At 60.7% G+C, this 16,926-nt stretch carries 17 protein-coding genes; 9 read left to right on the forward strand and 8 right to left on the reverse strand.

Annotation, left to right across the window (positions count from 1 at the left end; translation table 11 throughout):
- Together IB252_RS15935 and fabI are read left to right on the forward strand one after the other, a co-directional pair.
- Complete coding sequence (locus IB252_RS15935; protein ID WP_192409477.1) at positions 1–1,611, forward strand: ABC transporter ATP-binding protein; 1,611 nt, start codon at positions 1–3, stop codon at positions 1,609–1,611.
- Between the two features lie 21 nt (positions 1,612–1,632).
- A complete protein-coding gene (gene fabI, locus IB252_RS15940) occupies positions 1,633–2,427 on the forward strand; it encodes an enoyl-ACP reductase FabI (RefSeq protein ID WP_111452297.1) in 795 nt (264 codons plus the stop codon).
- A gap of 180 nt (positions 2,428–2,607) precedes the next feature.
- Here the strand turns inward: fabI and IB252_RS15945 are convergent, their stop codons facing one another.
- The gene (locus tag IB252_RS15945) at positions 2,608–3,474 is read right to left on the reverse strand and encodes a LysR family transcriptional regulator (protein WP_192409478.1); all 867 of its coding nucleotides are present in this window, start codon (positions 3,472–3,474) and stop codon (positions 2,608–2,610) included.
- Between the two features lie 112 nt (positions 3,475–3,586).
- Here IB252_RS15945 and IB252_RS15950 point away from each other — a divergent pair, with 112 nt between their 5' ends.
- Both IB252_RS15950 and IB252_RS15955 read left to right on the forward strand, forming a co-directional pair.
- Positions 3,587–4,012 carry a VOC family protein gene (locus IB252_RS15950; protein ID WP_192409479.1) on the forward strand — a complete coding sequence of 142 codons (426 nt, stop codon included), beginning with the start codon at positions 3,587–3,589 and terminating at the stop codon, positions 4,010–4,012.
- Positions 4,009–5,286, forward strand: a complete 1,278-nt coding sequence (locus IB252_RS15955) for an amidase (RefSeq protein WP_192409480.1) — start codon at positions 4,009–4,011, stop codon at positions 5,284–5,286. The genes IB252_RS15950 and IB252_RS15955 overlap by 4 nt, the downstream gene beginning before the upstream one ends.
- Here the strand turns inward: IB252_RS15955 and IB252_RS15960 are convergent.
- From IB252_RS15960 to IB252_RS15980, 5 genes are all read right to left on the reverse strand, one after another.
- On the reverse strand, positions 5,233–5,832 hold the full coding sequence (locus tag IB252_RS15960) for a GGDEF domain-containing protein (RefSeq protein WP_192409481.1): 600 nt from the start codon (positions 5,830–5,832) through the stop codon (positions 5,233–5,235). The two genes, IB252_RS15955 and IB252_RS15960, sit on opposite strands and share 54 nt — an antisense overlap.
- A 74-nt stretch (positions 5,833–5,906) precedes the next feature.
- Positions 5,907–6,485 (reverse strand): hypothetical protein, encoded by a 579-nt coding sequence (locus tag IB252_RS15965; protein WP_192409482.1) that lies wholly within the window; start codon positions 6,483–6,485, stop codon positions 5,907–5,909.
- Position 6,486: 1 nt separating this feature from the next.
- Positions 6,487–8,655: a xanthine dehydrogenase family protein molybdopterin-binding subunit gene (locus IB252_RS15970; RefSeq protein ID WP_192409483.1), complete on the reverse strand. Its 2,169-nt coding sequence runs from the start codon at positions 8,653–8,655 to the stop codon at positions 6,487–6,489.
- 25 nt (positions 8,656–8,680) lie between these two features.
- A complete protein-coding gene (locus IB252_RS15975) occupies positions 8,681–9,136 on the reverse strand; it encodes a (2Fe-2S)-binding protein (protein ID WP_192409484.1) in 456 nt (151 codons plus the stop codon).
- A gap of 247 nt (positions 9,137–9,383) precedes the next feature.
- The gene (locus tag IB252_RS15980) at positions 9,384–10,229 is read right to left on the reverse strand and encodes an oxidoreductase (RefSeq protein ID WP_192409485.1); all 846 of its coding nucleotides are present in this window, start codon (positions 10,227–10,229) and stop codon (positions 9,384–9,386) included.
- Positions 10,230–10,343: 114 nt separating this feature from the next.
- On the opposite strand from IB252_RS15980, the gene IB252_RS15985 reads away from it, so the two are divergent.
- Positions 10,344–11,264, forward strand: a complete 921-nt coding sequence (locus IB252_RS15985; RefSeq protein ID WP_192409486.1) for a LysR family transcriptional regulator — start codon at positions 10,344–10,346, stop codon at positions 11,262–11,264.
- Positions 11,265–11,336: 72 nt separating this feature from the next.
- Here IB252_RS15985 and IB252_RS15990 read toward each other — a convergent pair whose 3' ends face one another.
- A complete protein-coding gene (locus IB252_RS15990; RefSeq protein WP_192409487.1) occupies positions 11,337–12,695 on the reverse strand; it encodes an XAC2610-related protein in 1,359 nt (452 codons plus the stop codon).
- Positions 12,696–12,877: 182 nt separating this feature from the next.
- Between IB252_RS15990 and IB252_RS15995 the strand changes: the two genes are divergently transcribed.
- Both IB252_RS15995 and IB252_RS16000 read left to right on the forward strand, forming a co-directional pair.
- On the forward strand, positions 12,878–13,381 hold the full coding sequence (locus tag IB252_RS15995; RefSeq protein WP_111452287.1) for a VOC family protein: 504 nt from the start codon (positions 12,878–12,880) through the stop codon (positions 13,379–13,381).
- A 35-nt stretch (positions 13,382–13,416) separates the two neighbouring features.
- Positions 13,417–14,250 carry an AraC family transcriptional regulator gene (locus tag IB252_RS16000; protein WP_192409488.1) on the forward strand — a complete coding sequence of 278 codons (834 nt, stop codon included), beginning with the start codon at positions 13,417–13,419 and terminating at the stop codon, positions 14,248–14,250.
- 23 nt (positions 14,251–14,273) lie between these two features.
- On the opposite strand, the gene IB252_RS16005 is transcribed toward IB252_RS16000, so the two are convergent.
- Positions 14,274–14,861, reverse strand: a complete 588-nt coding sequence (locus tag IB252_RS16005) for a LysE family translocator (protein ID WP_192409489.1) — start codon at positions 14,859–14,861, stop codon at positions 14,274–14,276.
- A gap of 170 nt (positions 14,862–15,031) precedes the next feature.
- Between IB252_RS16005 and IB252_RS16010 the strand changes: the two genes are divergently transcribed.
- Together IB252_RS16010 and IB252_RS16015 are read left to right on the forward strand one after the other, a co-directional pair.
- Entirely contained in the window at positions 15,032–15,652 is a 621-nt protein-coding gene (locus IB252_RS16010; protein WP_192409490.1) for a LysE family translocator, read from the forward strand.
- A gap of 172 nt (positions 15,653–15,824) precedes the next feature.
- Positions 15,825–16,865 (forward strand): DMT family transporter, encoded by a 1,041-nt coding sequence (locus IB252_RS16015; RefSeq protein ID WP_192409491.1) that lies wholly within the window; start codon positions 15,825–15,827, stop codon positions 16,863–16,865.
- The last annotated feature ends 61 nt before the right edge of the window (positions 16,866–16,926 follow it).

Consider the following 16,926-nt stretch of genomic DNA (forward strand, 5'->3'; position numbering starts at 1 on the left):
ATGAATCAGGACAATCTGATCGAAGTGCGCGACCTGGCCGTCGAATTTGTCGTCGGCGAGCGCGTTCAACGGGTGGTCGAAGGCGTGAGCTTCGATATCAAGCGCGGTGAAACCCTGGCGCTGGTGGGGGAAAGCGGCTCCGGCAAATCGGTGACCGCCCACTCGATCCTGCGGCTGCTGCCCTACCCGCTCGCCCGGCATCCGTCCGGGACCATCGAGTACTCCGGGCAAAACCTGCTGAGCCTGAAAGAGAAAACCATCCGCCACATCCGCGGCAACCGGATCGCGATGATCTTCCAGGAACCGATGACCTCGCTAAACCCGCTGCACTCGATCGAGAAGCAGATCAACGAAGTGTTGGGCATCCACAAAGGCCTGATCGGCAAAGTCGCGACCAAGCGCACGCTGGAGCTGCTGGAAATGGTCGGCATCCCGGAGCCCGAGAAGCGTCTCAAGGCCCTGCCCCATGAATTGTCTGGCGGCCAGCGGCAGCGGGTGATGATTGCCATGGCCCTGGCCAACGAGCCGGAACTGCTGATCGCCGACGAGCCAACCACCGCGCTGGACGTCACCGTACAGCTGAAAATCCTCGAATTGCTCAAGGAATTACAGGCCCGGCTGGGCATGGCGCTATTACTGATCAGTCACGATTTGAACCTTGTGCGAAGAATTGCGCATCGCGTATGTGTCATGCAGCGCGGTTGCATCGTCGAACAGGCATCGTGCGAAGAGTTGTTCCGCGCACCGCAGCATCCGTACACTCGGGAACTGCTGGCAGCGGAGCCCAGCGGCAAGCCAGCGACCAATGTGATCGGCCCGCCCTTGCTGCAAGTCGAGGACCTGAAAGTCTGGTTCCCGATCAAGAAAGGCTTTCTGAAAAAGACCGTCGACCACATCAAAGCGGTGGACGGAATCAATTTCAGCCTGCCCCAGGGCCAGACCCTGGGGATTGTGGGAGAAAGCGGTTCGGGCAAGTCGACACTGGGTTTGGCGATTTTGCGGCTGATTGGCAGCAAAGGCGCCATCCGTTTTGAAGGCAAGCAGCTAGACTGCCTGACGCAGCAACAGGTTCGACCGCTGCGGCGGGAGATGCAGGTGGTGTTTCAGGACCCGTTCGGCAGCCTGAGCCCACGGATGTGCGTGAGCCAGATCGTCGGCGAAGGCCTGCGGATCCACAAGATGGGCACCGAGGCGGAACAGGAACTGGCGATTATTGCGGCACTCAAGGAGGTAGGTCTGGACCCGGAAACCCGGCACCGCTACCCCCACGAATTTTCCGGCGGGCAACGGCAGAGAATCGCCATTGCCCGGGCATTAGTGCTAAAACCGGCGTTGATTCTGCTGGACGAGCCGACATCGGCCCTCGACCGGACAGTGCAACGCCAAGTGGTGGAGCTTTTGCGTTCGCTGCAAACCAAGTACAACCTGACGTATCTGTTTATCAGCCATGACCTGGCTGTCGTCAAAGCGCTGAGCCACCAGCTGATGGTGGTCAAGCAAGGCCAAGTGGTCGAACAGGGAGACGCGCAAAGTATTTTTGCGTCGCCCAAACATCCGTATACACAGCAGTTGCTGGAAGCCGCTTTCCTGGCCCCAGCCACTGCGCAATAACCTGAAAGAGAGGAGCAACACATGGGTTTTCTCGCCGGTAAGCGCGTACTGATCGTCGGTGTCGCCAGCAAGCTGTCCATCGCATCCGGCATCGCTGCCGCCATGCATCGCGAGGGCGCTGAGCTTGCCTTCACTTATCAGAACGACAAACTCAAGGGTCGTGTCGAAGAGTTCGCACAAAGCTGGGGCTCCAACCCTGAGCTGTGCTTCCCGTGCGACGTGGCCAGCGATGAAGAAATCGCCAAGGTCTTCGTTGAGCTGGGCAAGAAGTGGGACGGCCTGGACTGCATCGTGCACTCCGTCGGCTTTGCCCCGGGCGACCAACTGGATGGCGACTTCACCGAAGCCACCACCCGTGAAGGTTTCCGCATCGCTCACGACATCAGCGCCTACAGTTTCGTGGCCCTGGCCAAAGCCGGTCGCGAGATGATGAAAGGCCGCAACGGCAGCCTGCTGACCCTGTCGTACCTGGGCGCCGAGCGCACCATGCCGAACTACAACGTGATGGGCATGGCCAAGGCTTCCCTGGAAGCTGGCGTTCGTTACCTGGCCGGCTCCCTGGGCCCGGACGGCACCCGCGTCAACTGCGTATCGGCTGGCCCGATCCGCACCCTGGCCGCTTCCGGCATCAAGAACTTCCGCAAGATGCTGGCTGCCAACGAAGCGCAAACTCCGCTGCGTCGTAACGTCACCATCGACGAAGTCGGCAACGCCGGCGCCTTCCTGTGCTCGGACCTGGCGTCCGGCATCAGCGGCGAAATCATGTACGTGGACGGTGGTTTCAACACCACGGCCATGGGCAGCCTCGAAGAGTAATCTTCGGTCAGCCAAATAAAAAACCCGCCTCTTCAGGCGGGTTTTTTGTGCCCGTAATTTCAGGACTGATGCAATCCCCTGTGGGAGCGAGCCTGCTCGCGATAGCGGACTAACATTTAAAATTGATGTCGACTGACACTCCGCTATCGCGAGCAGGCTCGCTCCCACAGGGGTTGGTGTTTACTCGGCAATTGGTGTTAAACACTGGGCAAACAGCTGCTGGATCGGCTGTGTGCGCTGGCTGTAGCGCTGCAACAGGACGATCTCGCGGAAGAACGTCCGCTCGCCCAACGGGATGATCCGGACCTTCGCGCCATGCTCAAGCCAGAGCCCCGCCTCGGGTAGCAGCGACACTCCCAACCCGCATTCAACCATCTTCACGATGGCTTCCAGCTCATCCAGCTCCAAAGCCACCTGCACATCAATCTGCTGCTCACGCAAAAAACGAGTCACCAGTCTTCCACCGAACGAATTGCGGTCGTAACGCACATGCGGATGGCTCGCGAGGATCTGCAACGGCTCATCGCCTTCAAGGTCCGCCGGCACGATCAATACAAACGGTTCCTTGCGGATGACCTGCGCTGACAGTTCCTTGGGCAACTCGAACGGCGGTTTGATCAGGATCGCCAGATCCACCTCACCGGTGTCCACCTGGCTCAACAAGTTCAGAGACACGCCGGGCACCAATTTCGGTTCCAACAACGGTGCCTGTTGCCTCAGCCGCAGCAACGCCTGGGGCAGCAGTCCGGTCTGGGCCGTGGCCACCGCGCCTATTTTCAACTCGCCGCGATACTCACTGACATCATCGCTGACCGCCATGCGGCTGAAGGTCTCAAGGATCTCCCGCGCCATCGGCAACGCGCGCTGGCCCGCCGCATTGAGAATCGCCTGACGTCCGGTGCGGTCGAACAAGCGAATACCCAGGGCCTGCTCCAGATTGCGCATCTGCGCGCTGACCGCCGACTGCGTCAGCCCGACGTGCATCCCGGCCGCCGCGAACGTGCCATAGCGCGTGACGGCAATGAAGGTTTTCAATTCGCGCAACATAGACGTTCTCGATTGATCGAAATAATTTGAGCTCGACGCAAAAACTATCGTCTTTCAATCAAAAAGCACAGCGCTAAACTCAGGCTGAATCCAGACAGCCGAGGCACATCCGATGCAACTCTCCCCTTTCCACTTGGCCATCCCGGTCTACGATCTGACTGCCGCACGCAATTTCTATGGCGAGGTGTTCGGCCTGGAAGAAGGTCGCTCAAGCGATCATTGGGTCGATTTCAATTTTTTCGGCCATCAGTTGGTCATTCACCTGGCGCCGAAAAACACCTCTCAAGAAGCCGCTCACACCAATGCCGTCGACGGCCACAACGTGCCAGTGCCGCATTTTGGTGTGGTCTTGGGGATGGACGAATGGGAAGCACTGGCCAAACGCCTGAAAGCCCTCGATACCCGATTCGTCATCGAACCGGGCATTCGCTTTCAGGGATTGGTGGGTGAGCAAGCCACGATGTTTCTCTTCGACCCTTGCGGCAATGCGCTGGAGTTCAAGGCGTTCAAGGACATCACTCAGTTGTTCGCCAAATGATCCGCCCCGTCCCGGATGCCACGGCCCTCAGTCAGTCCGTGATCAAGGGTGAGACGTCCGCCGCCGCCATCGCCGAAACGGTCCTTGAGCGCATTCAGGCGCTGGAGCCGGACATCCAGGCCTTCGTCTCGTTCGAAGCCCGAAAAGTACGCACCGATGCTGCGTTGCACAACAATCGTGGCTTGCTGGCCGGGGTCCCGGTGGGGGTGAAGGATGTCTTCGACAGTGCCGACCATCCGACCCAATTCAACTCGCCCATCTATGCCGGTCATCAACCGGCCCGGGATGCCCATGTGGTGACCCTGCTGCGCCAGGCTGGCGCGCTGATCATGGGCAAGACCCACACCACTGAATTTGCGTACATGCACACCGGCCCGACCCGCAACCCGCATGACCCGGACCGCACGCCGGGCAGCTCCAGCGCCGGTTCGGCGGCCGGGATGGCAGCGGATTTCTTTGCGGTGGCGCTGGGCACCCAGACGGCCGGTTCACTGCTTAAACCGGCGTCCTATTGCGGTCTGTTCGCGTTCAAACCGTCGTTTGGGCTGGTCTCGCTGGAAGGCGTAAAGCCGCTGGCGCCGAGCTTCGACACCGTAGGCTGGTACGGTCGCTCGGTGCGGGATCTGCACTTGGTGGCGCGGGTGTTGATTCCAGGTTTTGCAGTGCCTGAGGTTGAACCACGCCCTCTGCAATTGGGCTTCTATCGCACAGCGCGCTGGGATCAGGTCGACCCCGAGGTGGCCAACGCCCTGGAACAGGCCGTGGAGCACTTGCGCAGCGCTGGCCATCAGGTCGACGACGTGCAACTGCCGGATGAATTTGCCGGGGTATTCGACGATCACCTGTTAATCAACGACTGCGAAGGCGCCCGCTCTCTGGCGAAGGAGTTTCAGGGACACCGCGCACTGTTAAGCCCTTCGACCCTGGCAATGTTCGACAGGGCGGCGGCGACCACCTGGGAACAGGAGTCCGCTGCCAAGGCCCGGTTGGCGGCGCTTGCACCGCGCCTGAATGAACGGTGCCAGCCCTACGACGCGATGCTCGGCCCCTGCTGCGGGATGGTTGCGCCCGTGGGCCTGGAAAGCACCGGGCCCTCGGATTTCATCAAGTTCTGGGGGGCGTTTGGCTGGCCGCAGGTGAATATCCCGCTGGTTCGCACAGAAGGATCGATGCCGATCGGTTTACAGATGATCGGTCGGTTCCGAAATGACGGTTCGTTGCTACGGGTGGCCGAACGGGTCGCTGCCGATTTGCTCACTGACCGCGGCCAGTAAGCCCTCGGCCGTCTCGTGAAGCGCAGGATGAAACTCGATCTGATCGACGCTGTAGTGGATGTCATAACCGCGATGCACCGTGGCATTGCGCTCTTTGAGTATTTCTTCAAGTCGCGCCCTGATCGCGGGTATTTCCACAACGCTTGAGCCGGTCAGCAACGCGACGAATTTGTCGCTGCCCCACCGGCCGATCACATCGCTCTCGCGAAAGGCAATGCGCAGCACATCGGCGAAGGTTTTCAGGGCGTTGTCGCCCTCGGCGCGACCGTAGAGATAGTTGATGTGTTTGAAGTCATCAATATTGAAGAGCAGCAGCGTCGCTGGCTTTTTCAGCTGTTGGCAGACATCCAGCCCTTGTTGGGCCAGCGCTGTAAAACCGTGTCGGTTGGAGAGCAGAGTCAACTCGTCCATGCTCGCCATTTGCACGCCCATCAGCTCCTCCTCGGCCTTGCGGGCCAAGTCACGCAGCAGCTCGCGCTCCTGCAGTGGCGTGCGCAACGGGTCGGCGCACGCGCCTGGTTTTACCGGTTTGCCTGGGATCAGCATTTCTCACTCCATTGGCGGGTATATTTCTTAGAGTCGTCCATACCCGCTTTGACTCCCTGTTAACGGACCGCCGGTCAGCTACCCGCGCCCGGACATGGCCCTCCCGCGTCAGCCCAAAGCTTGAACTGGGTGACGAAAATGTCGTGCGGCACCGGCACCGGCGCCCTTCCCTGGCCCGGATTCCAGCCCCAGAGCACCAATTTATCGTCGCTGACATGCTTGATCAGCGCGGCGAAATCGCGGTCACCGTTGCTGGAACGGTCCTTGATCATTGCGCACAATTTATCGGCCGGCAGACCGATCCAGGCCATTTTGTGCGCGGCTGGCGGTAAGCTCCAATGCGGCGCCCCTGGCGGTGCGTGAGCGCCGTAACTGGCCGGCGGATTACGCTCGGCGTGGCAGGTAGCACAGGGCAAACCCGCCGCGCCCTTGCCGTCCATGCCCCGCACGACGTTCATGGCGTGAGGGATCCCGGCGTCGAACTGCAACGGCGAATCGCCGGGGATATGGCAGTTCTGGCAGCGTGGGCTCTGGAAGACCTTTTGCACGGTATCGAACGCCTTGATCGCTTCCTTATCGTCAGCGAACAGGTCTTCGGCGTAGCCGATCAGGCCGATCAACACCACCGCGCCAAGCATCAGATGTCGTCTCATCTCACACCCCCGACAGTTGCAGCGGCAGTTCCCGCAAGCGTTGGCCGGTCAGGGCGAACACCGCGTTGGCCACTGCCGGCGCCGTGGGCGGCACACCGGCCTCACCGATGCCGCCGGGTTTGTCGCTGCTGGGGACGATATGCACCTCTACCACCGGCATCTCGTTGAGCCGCAGCACTTGATAGTCATGGTAATTGGATTGCACCACCTGCCCGTTCTTGAAAGTCAGTTTGCTGTGCAAGGTAAATCCGAGGCCGAAGGTAATGGCCGACTCCATTTGCGCCGCGATGCTCATCGGGTTGACCGCAATGCCGCAATCCACCGCACAAACCACCCGATGCACGCGAATCGCCAGGTTGTCCTGGGACACCTCAGCCACGTGGGCAACATAGCTGCCGAAAGACTCATGCACCGCGATACCCAACGCATGGCCGTCCGGCAGTGGCGCCTTCCAGTTGGCTTTCTCGACGGCCAGGTTCAGCACGCCAAGATGCCGCGGATGGTCCTTGAGCAAGGTTCGTCGGTATTCGACCGGATCCTTGCCGGCCGCCTCTGCCAGTTCGTCGATCAGCGACTCCATCACGAACGCGGTGTGGGTGTGCCCCACCGAACGCAGCCAGAGCACGCGGATGCCGGTTTGCGGCGAATGCAGATCAACCTGATGATTCGCCAACCCTTCAAGGTACGGACTGTCGGCGACCCCTTCGACAGAGGTCTTGTCGATGCCATTCTTGACCATGGTCGCCTCGAATGACGTGCCCGCCATGATCGACTGCCCGACCATCACATGCTTCCAGGCGATCGGCAGGCCGCCGGCATCGAGGCCGATGCGGGCCTGATGGAGGAACGCCGAGCGGTAGTAACCACCGCGAATGTCATCCTCCCGGGACCAGACGGTTTTTACCGGTGCACCCGCGGCCTTGGCGACTTCCACGGCTTCGGCGACAAAGTCCGAGGTCGGATTGGCCCGGCGACCAAAACCGCCGCCGAGAAACTCGGTATGAATCTCCACCTGCTCGGGTTTGAGCCCGGTGATTTTCCCGGCGACCATTTGATCCAGCGTCTGGAACTGGGTGCCGGTCCAGATTTCGCATTTGTCCTGGGTGATTTTCACTGTGCAGTTGAGCGGTTCCATCGGCGCGTGGGCCAGGTACGGCACGCTGTATTCGACATCAATGGTCTTCGCCGCTTTACCCAGACCCGCCGCGACATCACCGGCCTGACTGGCCGAAGCGCCAGGGGTGGCGGCGAGCTTGCGGAAGCTTTCCAGCAGCGCCTGGCTGTCGAGCCCGGTGTTCGGCCCCAGGTCCCAATCGACCTTCAACGCATCGCGCCCCAGCTTCGCCGCCCAGTAATGATCGGCAATCACCGCCACCCCGGTGGGCACCTGCACCACTTTGTGCACGCCCGGAATCGCCAGCGCTTCGGCGCCTTCGAAGGATTTGACGCTGCCACCGAATACCGGCGAACGCGCGACCATGGCGGTCATCAGGCCGTCGAACTGCACGTCCATGCCGAACTTGGCACGGCCGGTGATTTTCTCCGGGGTGTCCAGGCGCTTGGTCGGTTTGCCGATGATTTTCCAGTCCTTGGACTCCTTGAGCTTGATCGACGCCGGATCCGGCACCGGCAGTTTGCCGGCGTCATCGGCCAGTTCACCGTAGGTAGCGCGTTGGTCACCGGCAATCACCACACCCGACTCAGTGCGAATCCCGGAGGGCGCGACGTTGAAGCGTTTGGCCGCCGCGTCGATCAACATCAAACGCGCCGCGGCACCGGCCTGACGGTAGCGATCGAACTCCATCCAGGTCGAGGTAGACCCGCCAGTGATTTGCATCCCGCCAAACCCGGCCAGGCCATACTCTGCGGCCGAAGCCGGTGCATGTTCGACGCGGATCTTCGACCAGTCGGCGTCCAGTTCTTCGGCGATCAGCATGGTCAGGCCGGTCCAGATGCCCTGGCCCATTTCCGAATGGCCGAGCAGCATGGTGACGCTGTCGTCATTGCCGATCCGTAAAAACGCATTGGGCGCGAATACATTGCCTTGATTCTCGGCGCCCATGGCAAAGCGATGGCCACCGGGGATGACAAACGCCACCACCAGACCACCGCCCAGCACCGCGCTGCCCTTGAGGAAACCGCGGCGTGACAGAGGATTGAGGCTGTTCATTGTTCGGACTCCTGTCAACGTGGCATCAACCGATCTCGGCGGCGCGTTTGACCGCTGCGCGGATCCGCGGGTAGGTGCCGCAGCGACAGATGTTGCCGGAGAGCGCCTGATCGATGTCGCTGTCGGTGGGCTTGGGAATTTTCGCCAGCAACGCGGCGGCCGACATGATCTGCCCGGACTGGCAATAGCCGCACTGCACCACATCGAGTTCGGCCCAGGCTTGTTGCACCGGGTGCGAACCGTCGCTGGACAGGCCTTCGATGGTGAGGATTTTTTGCCCATTGGCCACGGCTGTGGCGGGGGTGACGCAAGAGCGTAGCGGCGCGCCGTCGACGTGCACGGTACAGGCGCCACACTGGGCCATGCCGCAACCGAATTTGGTGCCGGTCAGGTGCGCGACATCGCGCAGGACCCACAGGAGCGGCATGTCTGCGGGGACATCCAGCACCTGGTCCTTGCCATTGATGTTGAGGGTCAGCATTGCGAATTTCCTCAGATTCACGGTGTTCTGAAAGGGCTCTCTCCGGCCTCCGCCGTTACGCCCTTTGTAGGAGCCGAGCTTGCTCGCGATGAACGATAACGCGGTGTGCCAGACCTGACGCCATCGCGAGCAAGCTCGGCTCCTACAAGGGCAGGGTTATCCCTACAGCTAAGCGCAAATTGCCGGGCGAGACCGGTTCATCGACCACCGGTCACACAAAGAAGACTGAAGTAACTCGGTTGGGGGCTTAGAAGTCGGTGGACACCGACAGCTCACGCCACGTCTGCAACTCCTCAGCGACGAAGGTGTTCTTGGCTTCAATCGCTGCAACACAGTCGCTGCCCAGCGGTAAGCGCAGCGGGGCTTTTTGCGCTTGCACCAGGGTGATCATGGCCTGGGCGAGCTTGTCCGGATCGCCAGGCTGATTCAGGGTCACGGCCTTGGCAATTTTGCGCACCTCACCCGCCGTGCTGTCGTAGTCAGCGATCGAAGCCGGGGATTCGACCAGCGAATTACCTTCGAGGAACTCAGTCCGGAAGTAGCCGGGCTCGACAATGGTCACGTTGATGCCGAACGGTGCCAGCTCGGCGTGCAGCGCCTCGCTCAAGCCTTCGACGGCAAATTTGGTCGAGCAATAGACGCCAAAGCCCGGCCCCGACCTGTAGCCGCCCACCGATGAGAGATTGATCACATGTCCACGGCGAGCGACGCGCATGTGCGGCAGGACGGCGCGCGTGACATTCAGCAAGCCGAAGACGTTGGTTTCGTACACGCGGCGCACTTCATCGGCGCTGGCTTCTTCCACCGCGCCGAGCACGCCGAAACCGGCGTTGTTGACCAGCACGTCAATGCGCCCGAAGTGCTCGATGGCCGCGTTGGCGACCGCAATACCCTGGGCTTCGTTGGTCACATCAAGGGTGGCGGCCAGCAAACCTGGCCGCTCGCCAAAACGCTGGGTGATGCTGTTGGCGTCACGAGCGGTGGCGACCACGGCGTCGCCATTGGCCAGCGCGGCGGCAGCAATCTTGGCGCCGATACCGCGAGAAGCACCGGTGATGAGCCAGACACGTTTGAAATGTTGGGAAGTGATCATGATCGCGAATCCTTGTAGTCAGTTGGGGTAAGCACAAGGTACGCAGGAACATTGGTCGGAAAAATGCCCTCGTGTTACAAGCACTATGAAACGCTCTTTCATAATGGCGCCGATATGAATCACGACCCTTTCGACGGTTTGACCGAGTTTCTCGCGGTCGCCGAGCACAAAAGCTTCACCCTGGCCGCGACTCGGCTAGCCGTTACGCCCACCGCCGTCAGCCATGCGATCAAGCTCTTGGAACGACGCACCGGCGTGCTGCTGTTTCAGCGCACCACACGCCGAGTGGCGCTGACCGAAGCCGGCGCCAGTCTGTTTGCCCGCTTGCGTCCGGCGGCCAGTGAAATCGATGAAGCCCTGGCGGTGCTCAGCGGTTTCCGCGATCAGCCCATGGGCACGCTGCGACTCACGGCCCCACGATTGTCCGGGGCCTTGTTGATGGAGCCGCTGATTCCGCTATTCCGCGAGGCCTACCCGCAAGTCACCCTCGATATTTCCCTGGACGACGCCACGGTCGACCTGATGGCCGGCGGCTTCGATGCCGGGATTCGCCTGGGAGAGTCGATAGAAAAAGACATGGTCGCGGTGCGCCTGACACCTGACCTGCAATGGTCGGTGGTGGGCTCCCCGGCGTACTTCGCCAAGGCCGGAAAACCGGTCAGCCCGGAAGACCTGACCCGACACGAATGCATCGGCTTTCGCTTCTCGACTTCCGGCAACGCGCACCGCTGGGAGTTTCGCCGCGAGGGTCGGGACTTCACCGTGGGCGCCGAGGGCGGCGTAATCGTCAATGACCGCCGGTTGTTGGTGGCGGCCGCTCGCAGCGGTTCGGGCCTGGCCTACGCCTGTGATCTGGAGATTGCCGAAGAGTTGGCGGATGGACGCCTGGAGCGGGTGCTGCAACCCTTCGTGCCACTCAGTTCGGCGTTATACCTGTACTTCCCCAGCCGTACCCAGACGCAGCCAAAACTGCGGGCCTTTATTGATTTGGCCACCTGTTGGATCGCTGAAAAAGGAGGCCTGGGCCGCAGCTGAACCGTCGCCTTCAGGCCCCACGACGCCGACCAGACCTTTGTCCAGCCGACGTTGCGCCGGAAGACGACACCATCAAGGTTGTTTCACGTAAGCCGCGCTGTACTTCTGATACTCACCAAAACCGGTCACTTCCGCGGCGCCGTTGAGCAATTGCAGGCGAAACAGCGGGTCGCCCTCGGGGTCCAGCGCTATGACGAGGTTGCCGGCGAGCAACGGGTACTGATGATGGACTTCAACGGGCGGATCCTTGAGCTGAAAAATGCTCAGGTTGATGTCTGCCATCTCGGGGCCGTTATCGATCGCCGGCACTACTTTGAGGGTCAGCTCGCCGACACGCCGATCCTGGACATTACTCACGAGGTAGCGCCCTTCTCGCTGACTGTCTGCTACCCGCTCAAGTTTTTGCGCGGCCACCTTGAACGCGGTCGGCCTGACATTGATGCTCAATTGGCGGGAGCCGTTGATCCACGTGCCGGTCTGGCTGCCCTGCTCGTTCGGCGTGCCTTCGACGAACCAGTTGCCGATCATCTGACCGTCGTCGTCCAGTTCACGCAGAACGATTCCGCCCTCTTCATAGGTATTGCCCACCAGCCGGATCGGTTGGCCGCTGCCGGTCTTGCTGTAGCGAACTTCCCCGACGTAGACATCACCCTGACGTTGCCACCACAGCTCAACGGGGATCTTGTTATCAAGGGTGCCGCGCAACATGACCGGCGCTTCACCGACGGGCCCCTCGAGTCGACGACGCTCCGTCCATTGGCCGGACTTCAGTTCACGATTGGTGACGTCCACATAGCCATAGGGCATGAACGGGCTGGCTTGCGAGGGCTTTTGCACCACCTCGGTTTTCTCGGCCACCTTCACAGGACGGTTGTCCTGTATCTGCCAGGTCGCGCTCTGGCGCCAGCAGCAGCCGCTTTTGGACTGGGTATGCAGGCTTTTGGTGACAGGATCGATGCCGAACATGCCCAGATTTTCGTCACGGGTCAGAGCGGAGAAAGAGGTGCTCAACACGAGCGTCGGACTCTGGGGATCGAACAGATAGATGTCGTAGGAAGGGCCGCCATAGCCTGCATTATTGCCGTTGCGTACGGCCAGATCTTGTTGCCCGTCGAAATTGAAATCGCCGAACAACAGCAGATTTTGATCGGCATACGCCAAGTTCCGGTCGAACTCCGAAGCTTTTCGGCCTGGCTTGAACAGGGCGAACGCTTCGGCTGACTCGATGCGCTGCACCACCTGCCCACCGGCCCTTTTGCGCAACGTAATCAGCGCAGGAGCGCCGTCGAAAGTCTGGGTGGGCGGCTGTGCAAACTGCACGTCGATGACGTATTTCTTCGCGGGGTCCGTGAGGTGATACGTCAACGGCCCAGCGTTTACAGCAGCGGCAGCCAGCAGACAGGAAACAGCCAGTAATCGAGAGGTAACCATGAGGCAGAGCGTCCTTGCGGCAAACCAGGTCGGCAAGTCTAGCGGCTATCGGGTCATGCCGACATGTTTGATTCCATTGCCCAGGGAAACTCTTTCAACTTGTCGATCTACGGTACGGCCAGACGACCCGAGGCTGACTACGCTGAAAGTCCAGCCTGAGTAATCCGTAGAGGAGCTAAACCATGCACCGCGTTCAAAAACTCACGCCCTGCCTGTGGTTCGACGATCAAGCCGAGGAGGCCGCGAAGTTCTACTGTGCGATCTTCGATCATTCGAAAATCAGCGCCACCACCCACTACGGCAAGGCCGGTCAGGAGATTCACGGCAGGCCCGAAGGTTCGGTGATGACGGTCAGTTTCGAGCTGGACGGACAGAGTTTTACCGGCCTCAACGGCGGTCCGATATTCAAGTTCAATGAAGCGGTTTCATTTCAGGTCAATTGCCATACTCAGGAAGAAGTCGACCACTTCTGGGGGCGCCTGTCCGCGGGTGGTCCCGTTGAGGCCCAGCAATGCGGCTGGCTCAAGGACAAATTCGGCGTGTCGTGGCAGATCGTACCGGTGGCCCTGATGGACATGATGAAAGACCCTGACACGGCAAAATCCCAACGCGCCATGGCGGCGATGTTGCAGATGAAAAAACTCGATATCGCAGCGTTGCAACGAGCCTTTGACGGCGAGAGCTAATACACTTCGACGCTGACCTGCCGAGGACGCTGACCATGAAGCCCGCCGTTGCCAAAGACGCTGACAAAGCCCCGCGCTTCTGGCGCGACGACGCCCTGCCCTTCATCGAAGCCCGTTCCATCGCCGACGGCCGCGAGGTCTGTTACACCCGGCATTCTCACGAGCACTTTTCCATCGGTGCGATCACGGCCGGGCGCAGTACCTACCTCCACGAGCAATCGCAATTCCAGGTCAGTGCCGGCACCGTGGTGCTGATGAATCCCGGTGATGTCCACGCCTGCAATCCCATCGATGACCAACCGTGGTCGTACCTGATGCTGTACGTCGAGACGCCGTGGCTGACCGACTTGCAGCATCAGCTCGGCTTCAGCCAGGACTTGGCGTTCCGCCGTTTTTCCATCACCCACACTCACGACAGTGATCTGTATGCCGGTCTGAAAAGTGTGTACGACGTGTTGGTCGATGCGCAGCAAGACGTGTTGCACAAGCAAAGCGCGGCGGTGGAGTTTTTCACCGATGTGCAACAGCGCCTCAACCCTGGTGACCAACCGCTGCGCGAGCCCAATTTCAAACTGGAACGGGCCGCCGAGTACATCCGCGACAACTGCACGCAACTGCTCAAGCTCGAAGACATTTGCGAGGCGGCTCAACTATCGCCGTCCTACCTGATCCGTGCGTTCAAGCAGCATTACGGCATGACGCCCCACGCCTTTCTGGTCAACCGGCGTATCCAGTTCGCCCGCGATCAACTGCGCAGCGGCAAGTTGATCGCCGATGTCGCGCTCGAAGCCGGGTTTGCTGATCAGGCGCATTTTCAGCGTGCGTTCAAACAACATCTGGCGGCGACACCGGGACAGTATCGCGGCTGACTCCAACGACGCGATCCCTGTGCTTAAGGTATCAACAGGTACACCGCACTCACCGCCAGCAACAACGCCATACTCCGATTGAACAGACGCATGCCCGCCGGGTTACTCAGATAGCAGCGTAAAAACGTCCCGGCATAGGCCCAGCAGCCGACGGACAGGTAGCAAATCACCAGATACACCGCCGCAAACTGCCAGACCAGCCGCGCCTCGCCATCCGCCACAAAAGCGCCCATCCCGGCCACGCAGGCCAGCCAGGCTTTCGGGTTGAGCCATTGCATGACCGCGCCGTACAACATAGACGGCGCACGGCCTGACTCCTTCGCCTGCAGATCTCCCTTGTCGGCGGCTAACTTGAAGGCCATGTACAACAGGAATGCCACCCCCGCCCATTGCACCCCCAGCGTCAGCGCTGGCCAGCGCTGCAACACCTCATGCAGCCCTAATCCCATCAACACCAACAACACGACGAAACCCAGCGTCGCCCCGGCCACATGCCGTTGACTGGCGCGGAAACCAAACTGCGCGCCGGAACTCAACGCTACGATGTTCACCGGCCCTGGCGTTATCGAGGCCACCAGTGCAAACGCCGCCATCGAGATAATCAGACTCATCACAGACCTTCTTCAATTCAGTTGAACGAGGCCTCAAGGTAAAGAGCGACCTGAGGGCTGTATTGAACAAAACACCCCTCAGCTGTACCGCGACCGCCGTCCACCACTGTATGGGTCAAGCCACCCCGGGCCTGTGATAAAAATACCGTTCCCGCTTTTGGAGCCCCGCCATGGACCTCGCGACCCTCACCCTGTTTCTTCCCGCCTGCTTCGCCCTGAACATGGCGCCCGGGCCGAACAACCTGTTGTCGGTCAGCAACTCGACCCGCTACGGCTATCGCATCGCCTGTGTCGCCGGGATCGGTCGGCTGTTCGCCTTCGCCGGCATGATCGCCCTCGCGTCGGCGGGGCTGGCGGTGGTGCTGCAAACGTCGGAATTGTTGTTCTACGGGATCAAGATTCTGGGGGCGGCGTACCTGCTCTACCTCGCCTGGCAATTGTGGCGCGCCGATCCCGGGACGGAAAACGTGGTGGCAGGCGCGCCGGTGGGGATGTTGGCGTTGGCGCGCCAGGAATTCCTGGTGGCGGCCGGCAATCCGAAAGCGATCCTGATCTTTACCGCGTTCCTGCCGCAGTTCGTCGACTCGACCCAAGCCGTATCGCCGCAATTCGCCGTGTTGGGCGCGTTGTTCCTGGTGCTGGAATGGATCGCCATCGGTGCCTACGCCTACATGGGCCTGCACATGCGCCGCTGGTTCGCCGAACCCCGGGGCAAGCGGATGTTCAATCGTTGCTGCGCGGGATTGTTGTCAGCGGCGGCTTCGGTGTTGCTAATGGCGCGCCGTGCCTGAACTCTATCTATAAACTGTGGGAGCGAGCCTGCTCGCGATAGCGGTCTGTCAGTCAACATCATTATTGAATGTAAAGCCGCTATCGCGAGCAGGCTCGCTCCCACAGTAGAATGTTGTTGGCCACGAAACTTGTGCAGTACTTGGCCACTCCCCAACTCACCACAGGCCCTCAATGAACCTGAACATCGTCTACGCCCTTGGCGCTGCCGCTCTTTTTGGCGCGAGTACGCCATTGGCCAAGTTGCTGGGCCTGAACCTTTCGCCGATCCTGCTGGCCGGCTTGTTGTACCTGGGCAGCGGCCTGGGCCTGACAATCGTCAGGCTTTTGCGTGACCGAGGCTGGCAGCCCAGCGGGTTGAAATCGTCGGAGTGGCCATGGCTGATCGGTGCCATCGCTTTTGGCGGCGTGCTCGGGCCGGTGGCGCTGATGTTCGGTTTGACCCTGACCGCCGGCGCCACGGCCTCGCTGATGCTCAACCTCGAATCGGTATTGACCGCCGTGCTGGCCTGGGTGGTATTCAAGGAGAACGCTGACCGGCGCATCGTCGCCGGAATGCTGGCAATTGTCGCCGGCGGCTTGCTGCTGGCCTGGCCCCAGAACCCGGCGCAATCACAGGGCTGGATCGGACCGTTGGCGGTAGCGCTGGCCTGCGTGTGCTGGGCGATCGATAACAACCTGACGCGCAAGGTATCGGCTTCGGATGCGCTGTTTATTGCCGGCATCAAGGGGTTGGTCGCTGGGGTGGTGAACTGTTCTCTGGCGCTGCTGCTCGGCGCAACACTGCCGCACATGACGGTGCTGGGGCCTACGTTGATCGTGGGTTTCCTGGGGTATGGCATCAGCCTGGTGTTGTTCGTTCTGGCACTCCGGGGCCTGGGCACTGCTCGTACCGGCGCCTACTTTTCCACGGCACCTTTCCTCGGCGCGGCAATCGCCATCCTGCTGCTGAACGAACCCGTCACGCTGACATTTTGGGCCGCTTCGCTGTTGATGGGCCTTGGGGTATGGATTCACCTCAAGGAAAGTCATGCCCATGAGCATCAACATGAGGCGCTCAAGCATGCTCATCGCCACGTGCATGACGAGCATCATCAACATGAACATTCATTCCAGTGGGACGGGACCGAACCCCACAGTCACGAACATCAACACACGCCGCTGCGCCACAGTCATCCACATTTTCCGGACATCCATCACCGACATAAGCATTAGGCAGCCCTCATGACGAATGGCTGGAATTCTCTGTCGATTTTCCGGTGGAGGCGCTGGGCGA

It is taken from the genome of Pseudomonas sp. PDM10, assembly GCF_014852295.1.
In the GTDB taxonomy this organism is placed as follows: Bacteria; Pseudomonadota; Gammaproteobacteria; order Pseudomonadales; family Pseudomonadaceae; genus Aquipseudomonas.